Source organism: Streptomyces sp. NPDC051219 (assembly GCF_040682335.1).
Lineage (GTDB): Bacteria > Actinomycetota > Actinomycetes > Streptomycetales > Streptomycetaceae > Streptomyces.
The window spans coordinates 161,237-178,920 of sequence record NZ_JBFBAS010000004.1; the positions used below are offsets into that span (position 1 = coordinate 161,237).

Below are 17,684 nucleotides of genomic sequence, written 5' to 3' on the forward strand. Positions count from 1 at the left end.
CCGAGGGTCGATTGTCAGTGGGGTGGTGCACGGTGGAAACCACATCCGGGAGATCTGGAGGGGGATCCATGACCGTGCCCGAGAACGAGGCGATCCGGCCGCATGCCGAGGACGCTTTCGCCGACGAACTCAAGGCGCTGACAGCCGCCGACGACCGGCCGCGGCCCGTGCGTTGGCAGTTGTCACCGTGGGCGGTGGCGACCTATCTGCTCGGCGGCACCTTGCCCGACGGGACGGTGATCACGCCCAAGTACGTGGGGCCACGCCGCATCGTCGAAGTGGCCGTCACCACGCTCGCCACCGACCGCGCTCTGCTGCTGCTCGGTGTGCCCGGCACCGCGAAGACCTGGGTGTCGGAGCATCTCGCTGCCGCTGTCAGCGGTGATTCGACACTGCTGGTGCAAGGCACCGCGGGGACACCGGAGGAGGCCATCCGATACGGCTGGAACTACGCCCAGCTGCTCGCCCACGGGCCGAGCCGCGACGCGCTGGTACCCAGCCCCGTCATGCGGGCCATGGCCGAGGGCATGACCGCGCGGGTGGAGGAGCTCACCCGTATCCCCGCGGACGTCCAGGACACGCTCATCACCGTGCTCTCCGAAAAGACGCTGCCGATACCGGAGTTGGGACAGGAGGTGCAGGCCGTCCGCGGCTTCAACCTCATCGCCACGGCGAACGACCGTGACCGCGGGGTGAACGAACTCTCCAGCGCCCTGCGCCGCCGTTTCAACACGGTTGTGCTGCCGCTGCCCGCCACCGCCGACGCCGAGGTGGACATCGTGGCCCGGCGCGTCGACCAGTTGGGGCGCTCGCTGGACCTGCCGGCCGCGCCCGAGGGCATCGAGGAGATCCGCCGAGTGGTGACGGTCTTCCGTGAGCTGCGGGACGGAGTCACCGGCGACGGCCGTACGAAGGTGAAGTCGCCGAGCGGCACGCTGTCCACGGCCGAAGCCATCTCGGTCGTCACCAGCGGCCTCGCGCTGGCCGCGCACTTCGGCGACGGAGTCCTGCGGCCATCGGACGTCGCCGCCGGGATTCTCGGAGCAGTGGTGCGTGACCCGGCGGCAGACCGGGTCGTCTGGCAGGAGTACCTGGAGGCCGTCGTCCGCGAGCGCGACGGCTGGAAGGACTTCTACCGTGCCTGCCGGGAGGTCTCGGTATGACAGGTCCCGCCCTGCTCGGGGTGCGCCATCACGGGCCCGGCTCGGCCCGTGCGGTGCGGGCCGCGCTCGAGGCGGCCGGGCCGCGGGCCGTACTGGTCGAGGGCCCGCCGGAGGGGGACGCGGTGCTGGCGCTGGCCGCGGACGAGGACATGCGCCCACCGGTCGCGCTGCTGGCACATGTCACGGACGACCCGGGGCGGGCCGCGTTCTGGCCGCTGGCCGAGTTCTCCCCGGAGTGGGTGGCCATCCGCTGGGCGCTCGAACAGCAGCTACCCGTTCGCTTCATCGACCTCCCCGCCGCCCATTCCCTCGCGCTGCCCGAGGAGCGGCCGGGCGGCCCGGAACCGGAGGCCGGACAGGGAGCCGGACAGAAAGCGGATCAGGGGGAGGAGCCGTCCGAGGAGGCACTGCGCATCGACCCGATCGCCGTCCTGGCCGGGACAGCCGGTTACGACGACCCGGAGCGCTGGTGGGAGGACGTCGTGGAGCACCGCGACACGGCGGGCCCGCTGGCCGCGTTCGAGGCGCTGAGTGACGCGATGGCCGCGCTGCGCGAGACGTACGGGGACGGCGGACACAGGCGAGATCTTGTGCGCGAGGCCCATATGCGGCTCCAGCTGCGCGCTGCCAAGCGTGAGTTCGGTGACGAGTTCGCCGTGGTGTGCGGGGCCTGGCATGTGCCGGCGCTCCGGGAGCGGACCACGGCCACGGCCGACCGGGCTGTGCTCAAGGGCCTGCCCAAGGCACGGGTAGAGATGACCTGGGTGCCATGGACACACCGGCGGCTCTCCCGGGACAGCGGATACGGCGCGGGCATCGCCTCGCCCGGCTGGTACGGACATCTGTTCAGCGCCCCGGACCGGCCGGTCGAGCGGTGGATGACCAAGGTGGCGGGCCTGTTGCGAGAGGAGGACCGCCCGGTCTCGTCCGCCCATGTCATCGAGGCGGTCCGGCTCGCCGAAACCCTCGCCGCCATGCGGGGCCGTCCGCTGGCCGGTCTCTCGGAGACCACCGATGCAGTCCGGGCCGTGATGTGCGAGGGCTCCGACATACCGCTCTCGCTCGTCCAGGACCGGCTGGTCGTCGGTGACGTCCTCGGTGAAGTACCCGAGTCCGCCCCCGTGGTGCCGCTGCAACGTGACCTGACCCGCGCGCAGCGCACCCTGCGGCTCAAGCCCGAAGCGGTGGAAAGGGAGTTGGAGCTCGACCTCCGCAAGGAGACGGACGCCGGTCGGAGCCGGCTGCTGCACCGGCTGCGGCTGCTGTCCGTCGGATGGGGGGAGCCGGCGCGCTCACGCGGCAGTACCGGCACATTCCGGGAGACCTGGCGGCTGCGGTGGGAGCCGGAGCTCTCGGTGCGGGTGGCCGAGGCCGGGGTGTGGGGGACGACCGTGCTCTCCGCCGCCACGGCCAGGGCCGAGTCGGAAGCCGTCGCGGCCACCGCGCTGAGCGAGGTCACCGCACTCGCCGAGCGATGCCTGCTGGCCGAACTGCCGGACGCCCTGCCTCTGGTGATGAAGGTCCTGGCCGACCGGGCGGCGCTGGACGCGGACGTCGGTCATCTCGCCCAGGCACTGCCCGCGCTGGCCCGTTCCCTGCGGTACGGGGATGTCCGGGGTACGGGAACGGCCGCGCTGGCCGAGGTGGCGGCGGGCCTGGCCGAGCGGGTCTGTGTCGGCCTGCCGCCCGCGTGTGCCGGTCTCGACGCCGACGGCGCGGCGGAGATGCGCGGCCATGTGGACGGCGTGCACACGGCGATCGGTCTGCTGGCCGACGACGGGTTGCGCGGCCGGTGGTCGGCGATGCTGCGGACGCTCGCCGGGCGGGACACCGTGCCCGGCGTCATACGCGGCCGTGCCGCCCGGCTGCTGCTGGACGACGGGCGGCTCGAGGAGGACGAGGCGGCCCGGCTCATGGCGCTCGCGCTGTCGGCGGGGGCCCCGCCGGGGGACGCCGCGGCCTGGATCGAGGGCTTCGTCGGCGGCAGCGCGGGCGGGGGAATGCTGCTCGTGCACGACGAGGGGCTGCTGGCCCTGCTCGACAGCTGGCTCACCACGGTGTCCGCGGACGCCTTCACCGATGTACTGCCGCTGCTGCGCCGCACGTTCTCGGCGTACGAGCCAGGGGTGCGCCGCACCCTCGGCGAGCTGGTACGGCGCGGCCCCGCCGGCCCCGCCGGCCGGACCGGGCCGGCCGCCGGAGCCACCGCGGCGGCCGTACCCGGTTTCGCCGCGGAGCTGGACCCGAAGCGCGCGGACGCTGTGCTGCCTGTTCTTCGCCTGCTGCTCGACCTGCCTGGGGAGGTGGCTCAATGACCGCGGACCGTACCGAAGAGAGGCTCAGGCGCTGGCGGCTGGTGCTGGGCGGCGAGGCGGCCGAGGGGACCGGACACTCCCTCGCCGGGCAGGACGCGGCGATGGACGCCGCGCTCGCCGCGCTGTACGGCAAGAGAGGGCAGGCGCAGAGCGGCATGGACCGTTCGGCCGGGCTCGGGGCGTCGGCGCCGTCAGTGGCGCGCTGGCTGGGAGACATCCGTACGTACTTCCCGAGCTCCGTCGTGCAGGTGATGCAGCGTGATGCCATCGACCGGCTCGGGCTCTCCGCCCTGCTGCTGGAGCCGGAGATGCTGGAAGCCGTCGAGGCGGACGTGCATCTGGTGGGCACACTCCTGTCGCTCAACAAGGCGATGCCGGAGACGACGAAGGAAACGGCACGCGCCGTCGTGCGCAAGGTCGTCGAGGACCTGGAGAAGCGCCTCGCCACCCGGACACGCGCCACGCTCACCGGAGCGCTGGACCGTTCGGCCAGGATCAGCAGACCGCGTCACCGGGACATCGACTGGGACCGCACCATCCGGGCCAATTTGAAGAACTACCTGCCGGAGTACCGGACCATCGTGCCGGAGCGGCTGGTCGGCTACGGGCGGGCCTCGCAGTCCGTCAAGAAGGACGTCGTACTGTGCATCGACCAGTCGGGGTCGATGGCGGCGTCGGTCGTCTACGCCTCGGTCTTCGGCGCGGTCCTGGCCTCCATGCGCTCCATCGCCACCCGCCTCGTCGTCTTCGACACCGCCGTGGTGGACCTCACGGACCAACTGGAGGACCCGGTCGACGTGCTCTTCGGTACCCAGCTGGGCGGGGGCACCGACATCAACAGGGCGCTCGCGTACTGCCAGTCGCAGATCACCCGGCCCGCGGACACCGTCGTCGTCCTCATCAGCGATCTGTACGAGGGCGGAATCCGGGACGAGATGCTCAAACGGGTCGCCGCTATGAGGGCGGCGGGCGTGCAGTTCGTCGCGCTGCTCGCGCTCTCCGACGAAGGTGCCCCTGCCTACGACCGCCGGCACGCGGCAGACCTCGCCGCGCTCGGTGCCCCCGCGTTCGCGTGCACTCCGGACCTCTTCCCGGAGGTGATGGCGGCTGCGATCGAGAAACGGCCGCTACCCATACCGGACATGGTGACCCATCAGTAACACGGGACTTGCGTGACCCCGGGAGGTCCGTGCGAGCATCGTCCTGTTCCCCCACGGAATGCCGTGTTCCGTCGCCTCTGGGAAGGCTCCTCCATCTTGAGCGCAGCGCTTGCTCCTTCCGCTGCCGCCGTGCGCGATCCGCGCGCCGCGGCCGGGCGGCGTGCGCTGTACGCGGTGCTCTTCCTCGGGGGTCTGGTGGCACTCGGCTTCCTCTGCGCCGGACAGGCCCGGGCGGCGGAACTGCCGGTGGCCCCCGGCGCCGGGATCGCGACGGTCCAGGGCGAGGTGGACGGGGTGAAGGCCCGCGTGCACGACATGGCCCCGCGTGAACCGGGCGGGGCCGCCGACCGGTTGGGCACGTCGACCCGGCGCGTCACCGACACGGTGGGCACGTCGACCCGGCGCGTCACCGACACCGTGGGGGAGTTGCCCCGGCCCGTCACGGACACCGTGCAGCGGGTCCTGCGGCCGGTCGGCAAGGTGGCCGAGGAAGTCGACGACGCGCTGCCCGTTCCACTGCCCCCTCACGGCGGCCCGGGCGGGGACCACACCCCGCAGGCGCCCGTGAAGCAGGCCCCCGGGAAGGAGCGCACGCTCCCCGAACCCGACCGGCAGGCGGCCGACTCCTCCCCCTCCCCGGCGCAGTCTCACCGAGCGGTGCCGCTGCCCGCATCCTCGTACCACCCGGCGGCCTGGGGGCAGACGGCCCCGGGCAGCCGGTACGACGCGGCGCACCCGGGGGCTGTGAAGGGGAAGCACGAGCAGGCTCCCCACGCACCCGCCGGTCCGTGCGGCGACGCCGCCTTGCAGGCCGGTGAGGTGAAACCGCCGCGTCCGGCCGATCCGCAGGCCGCCGCCTCTGACGGCGCGGTGTCCGCGCTCGTCCCCGGGGCCGGATTCCCCGCCGCCACCACACCGCTCCGCCAAGGACCCCAGGAAATCCTCGAATTCCCCGGCTAGGGCAGGCCCTCCCCCGCTCCATGACCTGCCGCGCGGGGGCGGGACAGGTCTGCCCGCCATCCGGAACTCTCTCCGGACCGTCGAACCAATTCGAAGGATCACACAACCATGCACAAGAACCTCCGCCGCTCCATAGCCGTCGCCGCCACGGCCGGTGGCATGTGGGCCCTCGGCACCGCGGCCGCGAGCGCGGCCGATCTGCCCGTCTCCGTGCCGCTGTCCACGCCCGACCAGGCGGCCGACGCCGTCGAGGACGTCCAGAACATCGAGGAGGACGTCAAGAGAGACGCGCAGGACACGGCCGGCGACATCGCGGCCGGGGCGGACCGGGCCGGTGTACCGGACGTCCAGGACGTCCGAGGCGCCGCTGCGCAGGTCAGCGACCTGGTCGAGGGCCAGTACCCGTCGTACGACCTGCCGGCCGTCCCCGAGGCGCCCGCGGCCGACGACATCGACTACCTGTTCGGCCCGCTCGAGCAGATCCCCGGCTACGCGGAGAGCACGGCCCGCACCACGGCGCAGGGCGCGACCACCGCGGCCGGCCCGGCCGTCGCCCAGACGGTCGAAGCCGTTCTGCCGCCCATCGCCGCCGCCGCGGTCGACGCGGCGCTCCCCGTCGCCGGCCAGGCGGTCGGCGACGTCGGCATCCTGGCCCGGGACGCGCTCGGCGTGACGACTCCGTTCGCGCAGGGTGTGGTGGGCCAGGTTCCGCCGCTCGCCCACGGCGTGGCGGGCCAGGCACAGCCGCTCGTGGAGGGCGTCGTCTCCGAGGTTCGGCCGATCGTGCAGGGCGCGGTCGACGAGACGGTCGCCCCGTTCGCCCAGGGCGTCGTCGGCGAGGCCGATCTGTTCGCGTACGGCGTGGTGTCGGACGTCCAGCCGTTCGCCGGCGGACTCGTTTCCGGTGTCACCGAGGACGCCCGACCCGCGGCCGGGAACGCGGTCGCCGGAGTCCAGGGCATGACGTCGATCGCTCCGCAGTTCGCTCAGGACGCGGTCTCGGGCCTCTCGGCGCCTTCGTACCCGTCGTACGGCGTCTGAGCACCGCCGACCCAATGATCACCGGGCGGCCCCTACGGCGGTAGGGGCCGCCCGGTTCTGTGTCAGCTCTGTGTCGGGGTGTATACAGGTTCTGTGACAGGTATCACCGCTCTGGTGTGATCTGTGATTTAGGGACCTGTGGCCCACGGGGATAACCTGCGAGACGGACATGCCGCGCTCCCGGACACCGTGTGCGCCTCCCCTGTGACAGCGCAGTCACGTTGCCCTTTGCGGCACGCCCACGCAGATTACGAACCGCGATCACTGCGAATCTTTTAAAGACAAGGGACGGACGCGCGTGGACCTGTTCGAGTACCAGGCGAGGGACCTCTTCGCCAAGCACGGTGTACCGGTGCTGGCCGGTGAAGTCATCGACACGCCTGAGGCGGCGCGCGAGGTGACCGAGCGTCTGGGCGGCCGGTCGGTCGTCAAGGCGCAGGTGAAGGTCGGCGGCCGCGGCAAGGCCGGCGGAGTGAAGCTTGCCTCCGACCCGGCTGACGCGGTCGAGAAGGCCGGTCAGATCCTGGGCATGGACATCAAGGGCCACACGGTCCACAAGGTGATGCTCGCGGAGACCGCGCCGGAGATCGCCGAGGAGTACTACGTCTCGTACCTCCTCGACCGCACCAACCGCACCTTCCTGGCCATGGCCTCCGTCGAGGGCGGCATGGACATCGAGGAGGTCGCGGCCACCAAGCCCGAGGCCCTGGCGAAGATCCCGGTCGACGCCAACGAGGGTGTCACCGCCGAGAAGGCAGCCGAGATCGTTGCGGCCGCGAAGTTCCCGGCCGACGTCGCGGGCCAGATCGCCGAGATCCTCCAGACGCTGTGGAAGACCTTCATCGCCGAGGACGCGCTCCTCGTCGAGGTCAACCCGCTCGCGAAGGTCGCCGACGGCCGCGTCATCGCGCTGGACGGCAAGGTCTCGCTCGACGAGAACGCCGACTTCCGCCAGCCCGGCCACGAGGCGCTCGAGGACAAGGAAGCAGCCAACCCGCTCGAGGCTGCTGCCAAGGCCAAGAACCTCAACTACGTCAAGCTCGACGGCGAGGTCGGCATCATCGGCAACGGCGCGGGTCTCGTCATGAGCACCCTCGACGTCGTCGCGTACGCCGGTGAGGCCCACGGCGGCGTGAAGCCCGCCAACTTCCTCGACATCGGCGGCGGCGCCTCCGCCGAGGTCATGGCGAACGGCCTCGAGATCATCCTCGGAGACCCGGACGTCAAGTCCGTCTTCGTCAACGTCTTCGGTGGCATCACCGCGTGCGACGAGGTCGCCAACGGCATCGTCCAGGCCCTGGCACTGCTGAAGAGCAAGGGCGAGGACGTCACCAAGCCGCTGGTCGTGCGCCTCGACGGCAACAACGCGGAGCTGGGTCGCAAGATCCTGTCCGACGCCAACCACCCGCTCGTGCAGCGTGTGGACACCATGGACGGCGCGGCCGACAAGGCCGCCGAGCTCGCGGCTGCGAAGTAAGGGACGAGGGACTCCAACACCATGGCTATCTTCCTCACCAAGGACAGCAAGGTCATCGTCCAGGGGATGACCGGCGCCACCGGCATGAAGCACACCAAGCTCATGCTCGGTGACGGCACCAACATCGTCGGCGGCGTGAACCCGCGCAAGGCGGGCACGACGGTCGACTTCGACGGCACCGAGGTGCCGGTCTTCGGCTCCGTCGCCGAGGCGATGGAGAAGACCGGAGCCGACGTCTCCGTCCTCTTCGTCCCGCCGGCGTTCGCGAAGGCCGCCGTCGTCGAGGCGATCGACGCCGAGATCGGCCTGGCCGTCGTCATCACCGAGGGCATCGCGGTGCACGACTCCGCGGCGTTCTGGGCGTACGCCACCGCAAAGGGCAACAAGACCCGGATCGTCGGCCCGAACTGCCCCGGTCTGATCACCCCGGGCCAGTCCAACGCCGGCATCATCCCGGGCGACATCACCAAGCCCGGCCGCATCGGGCTCGTGTCGAAGTCCGGCACGCTGACCTACCAGATGATGTACGAGCTCCGTGACATCGGCTTCTCGTCGGCCGTCGGCATCGGTGGCGACCCGGTCATCGGCACGACGCACATCGACGCCCTGGCCGCGTTCGAGGCCGACCCGGAGACCGAGCTGATCGTCATGATCGGCGAGATCGGTGGCGACGCGGAGGAGCGGGCCGCGGACTTCATCGCGAAGAACGTGACCAAGCCGGTCGTCGGCTACGTCGCGGGCTTCACGGCCCCCGAGGGCAAGACCATGGGCCACGCGGGCGCCATCGTCTCCGGTTCCTCCGGCACCGCCCAGGCGAAGAAGGAGGCCCTCGAGGCCGCCGGTGTGAAGGTCGGCAAGACGCCGACCGAGACCGCCAAGCTGGCGCGCGAGATCCTCGGCGCGTGACGCCGGGGCGGCTCGCCGCCCGGTAACGCGTTGTGGGCCCGCATCCCTGAGGGGTTGCGGGCCCACACGCGTATCGGGGGCCGCTTCAGGCGCTCAATGCGGTTCCGGAAGCAGGCGTTGCGGTCCGCTCCCGGGTGCCGAGCGGAGCTTCTGGCGCAGTGCCTTGGCCTGCGGCGTCAGGGGCTGCGGACCCATGTGCGGGGGTACGCCGGGAACGGCCTCGCCGGGCGCCCGCGCCGGTTCGTACCGCGTGGGCGCGGTGACCAGCGTGAACAGGGTCGCCGCCAGAATCACCGTCGTGAGGCCGATGGCGGCCCGCGTCCAGAGCTGTGCCCTTCGCTCGCCCGCCGTCCGTACGTGCCGGGCGGGCGGCGGCACCAGCGGTCCGACCGGCGTGAGCGCCGTCAGCCGGGTGTGCAGGATGGACGACTCCTCGGTGAGAGAGGCCGCGGACTTCAGTTCGGGCAGTCGCTCCGAGACGGCCGCGCGCGCGTGCAGCAGCCGGCCGGCCGCGGCGGGGGTGCTCGCCTCGGTCTCGGCGGCCGTCTCGGGCAGGTCGAGACCCACGCCGTCGTACAGCAGCAGAGTGCGGCGGTACATGGGCGGCAGATCCAGCAGCGCGTCCAGCAGCGCGCGGTCCTCGGTCCTCGTCGGCGGCGGGTCGGGCTCCTTGTGGGCGCGGCGCAGCCGGTGCCAGGGCGACAGGGCGTACTCGTACGCCGCCGCGCGCACCCACCCGACGGGGTCCGGGTCCCTGGCGACCTCGGGCCATCGCTGCCAGGCCTGCTGGAAAGCCCACTGGACGGCCTCCTGGGAGAGCGCACGCCGGCCGGTGAGCATGTACGCCTGCCGGGTCAGTGCGGCGGCGGCATACGCGTACAGGGCGTCGAAGGCCTCCGCCGGAGTGAGCGCTGCCGCCCGGGCGATCACCGTCTCCGGGGCGGCGGCTGCTGGTGCCGGTTCCACGACCGGGGCCGGGCGCGTGGGGGCCGAGTTCCTGGGGGCCGAGTCCGTAGGAGCCGAGTCCGTGGGAGGCGGGTGCGGGGCTGCGGGGTCCGTCGCGTTCGACGGCGGCTTGGCCGCAGCCCTGGGCGCGGCCCGGTGACGCGCGTGCGCGGCGGTGTGCCCGTGCGGCGTTTCCGCCTTGCTCCGGGCCGATTGTCCGGACGGCCCCGCCCCGCCCGCCGGGCCTCCCGCCCGGACCTTCGCCAGGCCGGCCTCGGCGAGGTCCGCCTGGATACCGGCCAGCAGTTTCGCGTACGCCTGGCGCTTGCGTCCGCGCGGAGCGGTCCGGCCTGTCTCCCAGGCCCGTACTGTCGAGGCGGTGACTCCCACCACCGCCGCGACCTCCTCACGGCTCATCGCTTTCGCCTCACGCAGCATGCGGCGCTCGTCGGGGTCCGGCAGCGACAGACCGGAAGCGGACTCGGTGCGCTGTGTCATGACGGACTCCACACAGCACGACGCTGGGCGAAAAAGTACATAAGCGTATATTGAGCGACACAACGGTCATTCGCCTGTTACGCGGATAAACCGCGTGTCGTTGGGACCATTGCGGCGTGACTCAAGTGACCGAACGCCGCCCGCCGTTGCCGCCGATGCCGCCCTCAGCGCGTGCCCGCGCGTCGGCGACCGTCGTATGTGCCCTGGGCGGCGCCATCGCGGCGGGGCTCGGGCTCGGCGCGATCGCCGTCCTCGTCATCGTGCTGTGGATCGGTTCTCCCTACCCCGACAGCGGCCCCACGGGAGCCATGCACGTCGCGGCCGGGCTGTGGCTGCTGGCGCACGGTACGGAGCTGATCAGGGCCGACACGTTGTCCGGCGTGCCGGCGCCGGTCGGTTTGACCCCGCTGCTGCTCGCCGTGCTGCCGGTCGGGCTCGTGTACCGCGCGGCCCGGCACTCGCTCGACCCCGGTGACGCCCCGGAGACCCCGGAAGGCGCGCCGCTCATCGCCTCACTGGCGGTCGCCGCGACGCCCGTGGTCACGCCGCTCATCGCCTTCAGCGGGGTGACGGCCGGCTATCTCCTGGTCGGTGCAGTCGCCACGGTCTACGCGGCGGGCGGACCGCTGCCCGCGGCCCCGCTGAGCGCCCTGCTGCATCTGCCGCTCGTCACGGCAGGGGCGGCCGCCGCCGGAGTGTGGACGGCGAACGGATGCCCGCTCGGTCCGCTCCCGGCCTGGGTGCCCCGGGGCGTGGGTTACGCGCTCGCGCGGCCCCGGTTCCCCGTCGCGGTCCGGGCCGGTGCGGTGGGTGTGCTGGTGTTGCTGGGTGGTGGCGCGCTGCTGACCGCCGTCTCCCTGGTCTGGCACGCGGGGACGGCGCAGGACTCGTTCCTGCAGCTCAGCGGGGTGTGGTCCGGGCGGCTCGCGGTACTGACCCTGGCCGTTGCCCTCGTCCCGAACGCCGCGGTCTGGGGGGCCGCGTACGCGCTCGGCCCCGGATTCGCCGTGGGCACGTCCGCCACCGCGGCCCCGGTCGCCCTGGTCGGTACTCCCGCCGTGCCAGGGTTCCCGCTGCTCGCCGCGCTGCCGGCCGAGGGGCCCGGAACACCGCTGACCTGGTCCGTCGCGGCCGTTCCGGTGGCGGCGGGCGTGGCAGTCGCCTGGTACACCGTCGGTACGGCCGCCCCCGCCTTCGCGCTGCGCGAGGAGGCCTGGGGCCGACGGGCGACCGCGCTGACGGCCGCCTGTGCCTCGGTGGTGTGCGCGCTCGGTGTGGCCGTGCTGGCCGCGGCTGCCGGTGGCCCACTGGGCACGGGCCGGCTGGCGGATTTCGGCCCTGTCTGGTGGCAGACGGGCCCGGCGGCGCTGGCGTGGACGCTGGTGCTGGCGGTTCCCCTGTCGCTCATCCTGCGCGCATGGCGGCTGCGCGAAGGTACGCCCCGTGACTGGAGGCGGACGGCGAAGGAGCACCAGGAACACCAAGGGGACCAGGCGGACCAGGCGGACCAGGCGGGCCAGGGGAAGCAGGGGGAGCAGGCGGAACGGGCCGCGGAACGGGTCTCGGTCCCCCGACCGGCTCCTGGCCCGGCCTCGTCCCCGGCCGCCGCTGAGGACGCCGAGCACGTGGCCTGGTGGCCCCCATTGAGGGAGACCCCGGACTTCCTGGCGAACGACTGGCGTGAACTGGGTGAAGGGGGCGGCCGGAGCGACGACGGGGGCGATCCGGGCGACGACGAGTTCGACCCGTACGACTTCCTGCCGGCCAAAGCCCCGGCGCCGGATCCTGACCCGCGCGGCTGGCACTCCACCGGCGCCCGCGAGGTGCGGTGGGCGGCGATGAGGGCGGCGTCGGGCGGCCTGATGCCGGACCTGCCGGGCGAGCCGGATCACCTGCGAGAGTCCCCGGAACCCCGCGAGCCCGCAGAGCCCGGTGACGCCCGCGAGCCCTGCGAGTCCCGCGACCCCTGTGAGCCCGCGGAGCCAGGAGATCTCACGGGGGCCCCGGAGGGCGCCGCCGGGAGCGACAACGGGGCTACCTCTTGACGCCGATCAGGCTCTCCAGTGGCTCCGGCAGCATGTCGTTGCACTTGAGCTGGGACGACTTCGTCAGCGCGTCGTTGGTGCACGCGTAGAAGTCGCGGTAGACGAGTTGCGTGGTGTACATCCCGGCGACGATCAGCAGCGCCAGCGACGCGGTGACCAGCCCGCTCATCGCCGCCGTCCTCTGCGGCTTGCTGTTCCCGGCCCCCGCGCCCTCCGTGGCCGGCGCAGGGTTCGCCGGGGACGGTGCCGTGGCGCTCGGGTCCGGTACCCGCGGCTTGGCACGCAGGGAGCTGATGCCCCAGTAGAGGGCGAGCGCCCCGAGCAGCAGACCGATCGCCGGCTGGTTGAACAGCGCGAAGAAGAAGGCCCACATACCGGAGAGCAGGGCGTAACGCGCACGCCGCTGTACCGGGTCGGTCGGGTCCCAGCGCATCCCGCTGCCGGGACCGCGCTGCCCGTCGTCCTGGCCGCCACCACCGGGCCTGCGGCCGAACTCGCCGCCTTCGCGTCCCGGCTGGCGGCTGCTCCACCGGCCGCCCCACGGCGAAGGCCGCGAGTCGCCGCCGTCGCGCCCGTCGCTTCCTTCACCTTCGCCCTCGCCATTGGCCGGGCGGCGCGGCTGCCAGGGCTGGTCCGGCTTGCCCTCGGGCGGCGCGGCGAAGGGATTGTCGTCCCCCTCCGGAGCTGACGGCGGGGTGGGGGAACGACGTTCTCGCAGCAGCATCGATGAGCCGCGCTCCGCGTCGAAGGTGTCGGACAGCGGAAGGCGGAGAGTGGTGCGGCGGCGTCGGTCCGGCATCAGGTGAGCGTCTTCCCCTTGTGTCGTCTGTTCCCCGTACGGGGGACGGATCCTCCCCAGACGCTACCCCGCGGCCATCCCCCCGTCCCGTGGGGGCCGCTCGGTGTGCCGGTATCGTTGCTGACGGTCGGCCGCTTCGTAGGTTTCGCGTCTATCGGATCCGGAAGCTTTCGTACGACCGTACAAACGGCAGCACCGCGAGAAAGGGCCCCGCTGTGGCCTCCCCTCCCTCCCCTCCGGCCGCCAAGCGCCTTGTGGTGCTGGTGTCGGGATCCGGCACGAACCTTCAGGCCCTGCTCGACGCCATCGCCGCCGATCCGGCGGGGTACGGGGCCGAGATCGTGGCCGTCGGCGCCGACCGGGCGGGTATCGCCGGGCTGGAGCGTGCGGAGCGGGCCGGGCTGCCGACGTTCGTGTGCCCGGTGAAGGCGTACGGCTCGCGTGAGGAGTGGGACGCGGCGCTGGCCGAGGCCACGGCCGCGTACGAGCCGGACCTGGTGGTGTCGGCGGGCTTCATGAAGATCGTGGGCAAGGAGTTCCTCGCGCGCTTCGGCGGGCGGTTCGTGAACACCCACCCCGCCCTGCTGCCGAGCTTTCCCGGCGCCCACGGCGTGCGCGACGCGCTCGCGTACGGCGCCAAGGTCACCGGCTGCACCGTCCACTTCGTGGACGACGGCGTCGACACCGGCCCGATCATCGCCCAGGGAGTGGTCGAGGTCCGGGACGAGGACGACGCCGACGCGCTGCACGAGCGCATCAAGGAAGTCGAGCGCAGGCTGCTCGTCGATGTCGTGGGGCGTCTGGCCCGGCACGGCTACCGCATTGAGGGACGAAAGGTAACAATCCAGTGACCGCCGAAGGTACCAAGCGGCCCATCCGCCGCGCACTGGTCAGCGTCTACGACAAGACGGGGCTGGAAGACCTGGCCCGCGGACTGCACGAGGCGGGCGTCACGCTGGTCTCCACCGGTTCGACGGCCTCGAAGATCGCCGCGGCCGGGGTGCCGGTCACCAAGGTGGAGGAGCTCACCGGCTTCCCGGAGTGCCTGGACGGCCGGGTCAAGACCCTGCACCCGCGGGTGCACGCCGGCATCCTGGCCGACCTGAGGCTCGACTCGCACCGCGAGCAGCTGGCGGAGCTGGGCGTGGAACCCTTCGACCTGGTGGTCGTCAACCTCTACCCGTTCCGCGAGACCGTGGCCTCCGGCGCCACCCCCGACGAGTGCGTCGAGCAGATCGACATCGGCGGCCCGTCGATGGTCCGGGCCGCGGCCAAGAACCACCCGTCCGTCGCCGTCGTCACCAGCCCCGAGAGGTACGCGGATGTGCTCACGGCGGCCAACGGCGGCGGCTTCGACCTGACGGCCCGCAAGCGTCTGGCGGCCGAGGCGTTCCAGCACACGGCCGCGTACGACGTCGCCGTCGCCTCCTGGTTCACCGACGCGTACGCCCCCGAGGAGGGCGCCACCCTCCCCGAGTTCCTCGCCGGCGCCTGGGAGCGCAAGGCCACCCTCCGGTACGGCGAGAACCCCCACCAGGCCGCCGCGCTCTACACCGACGGCCGGCCGGACGGACTCGCCAACGCCGAGCAACTGCACGGCAAGGAGATGTCCTTCAACAACTACGTGGACACCGAGGCCGCCCGCCGCGCCGCCTTCGACCACGACGAGCCGTGCGTCGCGATCATCAAGCACGCCAACCCGTGCGGCATCGCGGTCGCTCCGGACGTCGCCGAGGCGCACCGCAAGGCGCACGCCTGCGACCCGCTGTCCGCGTTCGGCGGCGTCATCGCCGTCAACCGCCCCGTGAGCGTGAGGATGGCCGAGCAGGTCGCGGAGATCTTCACCGAGGTCATCGCCGCTCCGGCGTACGAGGACGGGGCCGTCGAAGTCCTGGCCCGCAAGAAGAACATCCGGGTCCTGAAGGTCGACGGCACCCCCCTGCAGCCGGGCGACCTCAAGCCCATTTCCGGCGGCGCTCTGCTCCAGGAGTCGGACGCCTTCCAGGCGGAGGGTGACGACCCCGCCAACTGGACGCTGGCGACGGGCGAGGCGCTCTCCGCGGAGGAGCTCGCCGAGCTGGCCTTCGCGTGGCGGGCGTGCCGCGCCGTGAAGTCCAACGCGATCCTGCTGGCCAAGGGCGGCGCGTCCGTCGGTGTCGGCATGGGCCAGGTCAACAGGGTCGACTCCGCGAAGCTCGCGGTGGAGCGTGCGGGCGAGGAGCGGGCGCGGGGCGCGTACGCCGCCTCCGACGCGTTCTTCCCGTTCCCCGACGGGCTGGAGATCCTGCTCGACGCCGGCATCAAGGCCGTGGTGCAGCCGGGCGGTTCGGTCCGCGACGAGCTGGTGGTGGAGGCCGCGAAGAAGGCGGGCGCGACCATGTACTTCACCGGTACACGGCACTTCTTCCACTAGCCATGTCCGGCCGGCGACTGTCCGGCGAAGGACGAACGGCCGAAGGCCGCAGCCCTTTCGGGGACTGCGGCCTTCGGCCGTCTGGTGCGTACTGCTGCTTACTTCTTGATCACCAGGGTGCCGGCGGCACGGTCGTGCCAGCCCTGCAGTTTCCCGGAGTTGTCGAAGAACGGCGACAGGTAGACCAAGAGCTGGCCGATGCCGCAGAGGACCGCGCCGACCATCGGGATGATCCAGCGGATGAAGCCGCCGCCGATACCCGGGACCTGGCCCGTGTTCTCGCGGACGACCTTCAGTCCGAGGGCCATCTTGCCGACGGTCGCGCCGAGGAAGGAGATCATCAGCCACTCGTAGAGCAGGGTGGCCACGAAGATGACCATGATGGCGCCGAAGAACGCGGCGACGATGCCGCCGGCCGCCTCCGCGCTGTCGTTGACGCAGGACTCGTACGCCGACGACAGCGGGTCGAGCTTGGAGCAGTCCTCGAGGCTCTCGGCCGCGCCGAACGCGCCCGCGAACACGGTCGCGCTGAGCGCGAAGTACAGGACCCAGATGATGACCATGTCGATCAGACGCGCGCCGAAGCGGCGGCCCATCGACGCGACCTGAACCGTGCCCAGGACGGGGACGTTGATGTAGCCGTTGTTGGCCTGGAGCGTGCCCGGCTGCTGCGGGTACGCGCCGTAGGGCTGGCCCGCGTTCGGGTCGCCCTGCGGGTAGCCGTAACCCTGCTGCGGGGGCACGCCCTGCGGGGCCTGCTGCGGGTATCCGTAGCCGGGCTGGCCCTGCTGCTGGCCGTACGGGTTGGGCTGCCCCTGCGGGGGCTGCTGCCCGTACGGGTTGTTCGGGTCGCCGAAGCTCATTGGGGACTTCCTCCGTTGAAAGTGCGGGGACGGCGCGGCCCGCGCGGAGGAAAGTATGCGACTGAAGCGGTCCGCCCCCCGGCACTGCCCGCGGTACTGCGCGGATCATCGTGGTAGGACTGTCCTCTTTTTGTCCAGTCGGTATCGCCAGGTGTTGTGCAAGTGCAACCTCGTGGGCGGGCCACGCGCCCTGATTGGAACCCGGGCGGGTACATCCGCGAGGATGGGTCCATGACCGCCCAGATTCTCGATGGCAAGGCCACCGCAGCTGCGATCAAGTCCGACCTGACCGCCCGTGTGGCGGCCCTGAAGGCGAAGGGAGTCACCCCTGGCCTCGGAACCCTGCTGGTCGGTGACGATCCGGGCAGCCGCTGGTACGTCAACGGAAAACACCGCGACTGCGCCGAGGTCGGTCTCGCCTCGATCCAGCGCGAGCTGCCGGACACCGCCACGCAGGAGGAGATCGAGGCGGTCGTACGCGAGCTGAACGACAACCCCGAGTGCACCGGCTACATCGTCCAACTGCCGCTGCCCAGGGGCATCGACACCAACCGCGTCCTGGAGCTGATGGATCCGGCCAAGGACGCCGACGGGCTGCACCCGATGAGCCTGGGCCGGCTGGTGCTGAACGAGACCGGCCCGCTGCCGTGCACGCCGTACGGCATCGTTCAGTTGCTGCGGCACCACGGGGTCGAGATCAACGGCGCGCATGTCGTGGTCGTCGGCCGCGGCATCACCATCGGCCGTCCGATGCCGCTGGTGCTGACCCGCAAGTCGGAGAACGCGACCGTGACGCAGTGCCACACGGGTACGCGTGACCTCTCCGCGCACCTCAGGCGCGCCGACATCATCGTCGCCGCGGCCGGTGTGCCGCACCTGGTCAAGCCGGAGGACGTCAAGCCGGGCGCAGCTGTCCTCGATGTCGGTGTCAGCCGCGACGAGAACGGAAAGATCGTCGGAGACGTGCACCCCGGGGTCGCCGAGGTGGCCGGCTGGGTCGCCCCGAACCCGGGTGGTGTCGGCCCGATGACGCGGGCGCAGCTGCTGGTCAACGTCGTCGAGGCAGCCGAGCGGGCGGTTAGGACCGGCAACTGACAGG

Annotated in this window: 14 protein-coding genes; 11 read left to right on the forward strand and 3 right to left on the reverse strand. The window is 72.0% G+C overall.

Translation table 11 applies throughout. The features are described 5' to 3' along the window. The first annotated feature begins 68 nt into the window (after window positions 1-68). The 7 genes from AB0M62_RS07725 to sucD all read left to right on the forward strand — a co-directional run bounded on the left by AB0M62_RS07725 (window position 69) and on the right by sucD (window position 9,022). Window positions 69-1,163 (forward strand): AAA family ATPase, encoded by a 1,095-nt coding sequence (locus AB0M62_RS07725; protein ID WP_366073197.1) that lies wholly within the window; start codon window positions 69-71, stop codon window positions 1,161-1,163. Beyond that, on the forward strand, window positions 1,160-3,478 hold the full coding sequence (locus tag AB0M62_RS07730) for a DUF5682 family protein (RefSeq protein WP_366073198.1): 2,319 nt from the start codon (window positions 1,160-1,162) through the stop codon (window positions 3,476-3,478). The genes AB0M62_RS07725 and AB0M62_RS07730 overlap by 4 nt, the downstream gene beginning before the upstream one ends. Then, window positions 3,475-4,638, forward strand: coding sequence for a VWA domain-containing protein (locus AB0M62_RS07735; RefSeq protein ID WP_366073199.1), 1,164 nt, complete (start codon window positions 3,475-3,477; stop codon window positions 4,636-4,638). The genes AB0M62_RS07730 and AB0M62_RS07735 overlap by 4 nt, the downstream gene beginning before the upstream one ends. A 96-nt stretch (window positions 4,639-4,734) precedes the next feature. Then, entirely contained in the window at window positions 4,735-5,598 is an 864-nt protein-coding gene (locus tag AB0M62_RS07740; protein WP_366073200.1) for a hypothetical protein, read from the forward strand. A gap of 108 nt (window positions 5,599-5,706) precedes the next feature. Next, window positions 5,707-6,639 (forward strand): hypothetical protein, encoded by a 933-nt coding sequence (locus AB0M62_RS07745; RefSeq protein WP_366073201.1) that lies wholly within the window; start codon window positions 5,707-5,709, stop codon window positions 6,637-6,639. 298 nt (window positions 6,640-6,937) lie between these two features. Then, window positions 6,938-8,116, forward strand: coding sequence for an ADP-forming succinate--CoA ligase subunit beta (gene sucC, locus AB0M62_RS07750; protein WP_366073202.1), 1,179 nt, complete (start codon window positions 6,938-6,940; stop codon window positions 8,114-8,116). 21 nt (window positions 8,117-8,137) lie between these two features. Next, window positions 8,138-9,022, forward strand: coding sequence for a succinate--CoA ligase subunit alpha (gene sucD / locus AB0M62_RS07755; RefSeq protein WP_366073203.1), 885 nt, complete (start codon window positions 8,138-8,140; stop codon window positions 9,020-9,022). 93 nt (window positions 9,023-9,115) lie between these two features. Here the strand turns inward: sucD and AB0M62_RS07760 are convergent, their stop codons facing one another. Next, window positions 9,116-10,465, reverse strand: coding sequence for a helix-turn-helix domain-containing protein (locus AB0M62_RS07760; RefSeq protein ID WP_366073204.1), 1,350 nt, complete (start codon window positions 10,463-10,465; stop codon window positions 9,116-9,118). A 116-nt stretch (window positions 10,466-10,581) separates the two neighbouring features. Here AB0M62_RS07760 and AB0M62_RS07765 point away from each other — a divergent pair, with 116 nt between their 5' ends. Beyond that, window positions 10,582-12,510, forward strand: coding sequence for a DUF6350 family protein (locus tag AB0M62_RS07765; RefSeq protein ID WP_366073205.1), 1,929 nt, complete (start codon window positions 10,582-10,584; stop codon window positions 12,508-12,510). Here the strand turns inward: AB0M62_RS07765 and AB0M62_RS07770 are convergent. Then, complete coding sequence (locus AB0M62_RS07770) at window positions 12,500-13,309, reverse strand: hypothetical protein (RefSeq protein ID WP_366073206.1); 810 nt, start codon at window positions 13,307-13,309, stop codon at window positions 12,500-12,502. The two genes, AB0M62_RS07765 and AB0M62_RS07770, sit on opposite strands and share 11 nt — an antisense overlap. A gap of 215 nt (window positions 13,310-13,524) precedes the next feature. Between AB0M62_RS07770 and purN the strand changes: the two genes are divergently transcribed. Further along, window positions 13,525-14,160: a phosphoribosylglycinamide formyltransferase gene (purN, locus tag AB0M62_RS07775; RefSeq protein ID WP_366073207.1), complete on the forward strand. Its 636-nt coding sequence runs from the start codon at window positions 13,525-13,527 to the stop codon at window positions 14,158-14,160. Continuing rightward, the gene (gene purH / locus AB0M62_RS07780) at window positions 14,157-15,722 is read left to right on the forward strand and encodes a bifunctional phosphoribosylaminoimidazolecarboxamide formyltransferase/IMP cyclohydrolase (RefSeq protein ID WP_366073208.1); all 1,566 of its coding nucleotides are present in this window, start codon (window positions 14,157-14,159) and stop codon (window positions 15,720-15,722) included. Before purN ends, purH begins: the two co-directional genes overlap by 4 nt. Before the next feature lie 98 nt (window positions 15,723-15,820). Here purH and AB0M62_RS07785 read toward each other — a convergent pair whose 3' ends face one another. Continuing rightward, window positions 15,821-16,585 (reverse strand): RDD family protein, encoded by a 765-nt coding sequence (locus tag AB0M62_RS07785; protein ID WP_366073209.1) that lies wholly within the window; start codon window positions 16,583-16,585, stop codon window positions 15,821-15,823. Window positions 16,586-16,816: 231 nt separating this feature from the next. Between AB0M62_RS07785 and AB0M62_RS07790 the strand changes: the two genes are divergently transcribed. Beyond that, window positions 16,817-17,680: a bifunctional methylenetetrahydrofolate dehydrogenase/methenyltetrahydrofolate cyclohydrolase gene (locus AB0M62_RS07790; protein ID WP_366073210.1), complete on the forward strand. Its 864-nt coding sequence runs from the start codon at window positions 16,817-16,819 to the stop codon at window positions 17,678-17,680. The last annotated feature ends 4 nt before the right edge of the window (window positions 17,681-17,684 follow it).

Coding starts and splice junctions, on each gene's coding strand:
- AB0M62_RS07735 (WP_366073199.1), top strand. CDS start 3,475: ATGACCGCGGACCGTACCGAAGAGAGGCTCAGGCGCTGGCGGCTGGTG.
- AB0M62_RS07760 (WP_366073204.1), bottom strand. CDS start 10,465: ATGACACAGCGCACCGAGTCCGCTTCCGGTCTGTCGCTGCCGGACCCC.
- AB0M62_RS07745 (WP_366073201.1), top strand. CDS start 5,707: ATGCACAAGAACCTCCGCCGCTCCATAGCCGTCGCCGCCACGGCCGGT.
- sucD (WP_366073203.1), top strand. CDS start 8,138: ATGGCTATCTTCCTCACCAAGGACAGCAAGGTCATCGTCCAGGGGATG.
- AB0M62_RS07725 (WP_366073197.1), top strand. CDS start 69: ATGACCGTGCCCGAGAACGAGGCGATCCGGCCGCATGCCGAGGACGCT.
- AB0M62_RS07785 (WP_366073209.1), bottom strand. CDS start 16,585: ATGAGCTTCGGCGACCCGAACAACCCGTACGGGCAGCAGCCCCCGCAG.
- AB0M62_RS07790 (WP_366073210.1), top strand. CDS start 16,817: ATGACCGCCCAGATTCTCGATGGCAAGGCCACCGCAGCTGCGATCAAG.
- AB0M62_RS07730 (WP_366073198.1), top strand. CDS start 1,160: ATGACAGGTCCCGCCCTGCTCGGGGTGCGCCATCACGGGCCCGGCTCG.
- AB0M62_RS07770 (WP_366073206.1), bottom strand. CDS start 13,309: ATGCCGGACCGACGCCGCCGCACCACTCTCCGCCTTCCGCTGTCCGAC.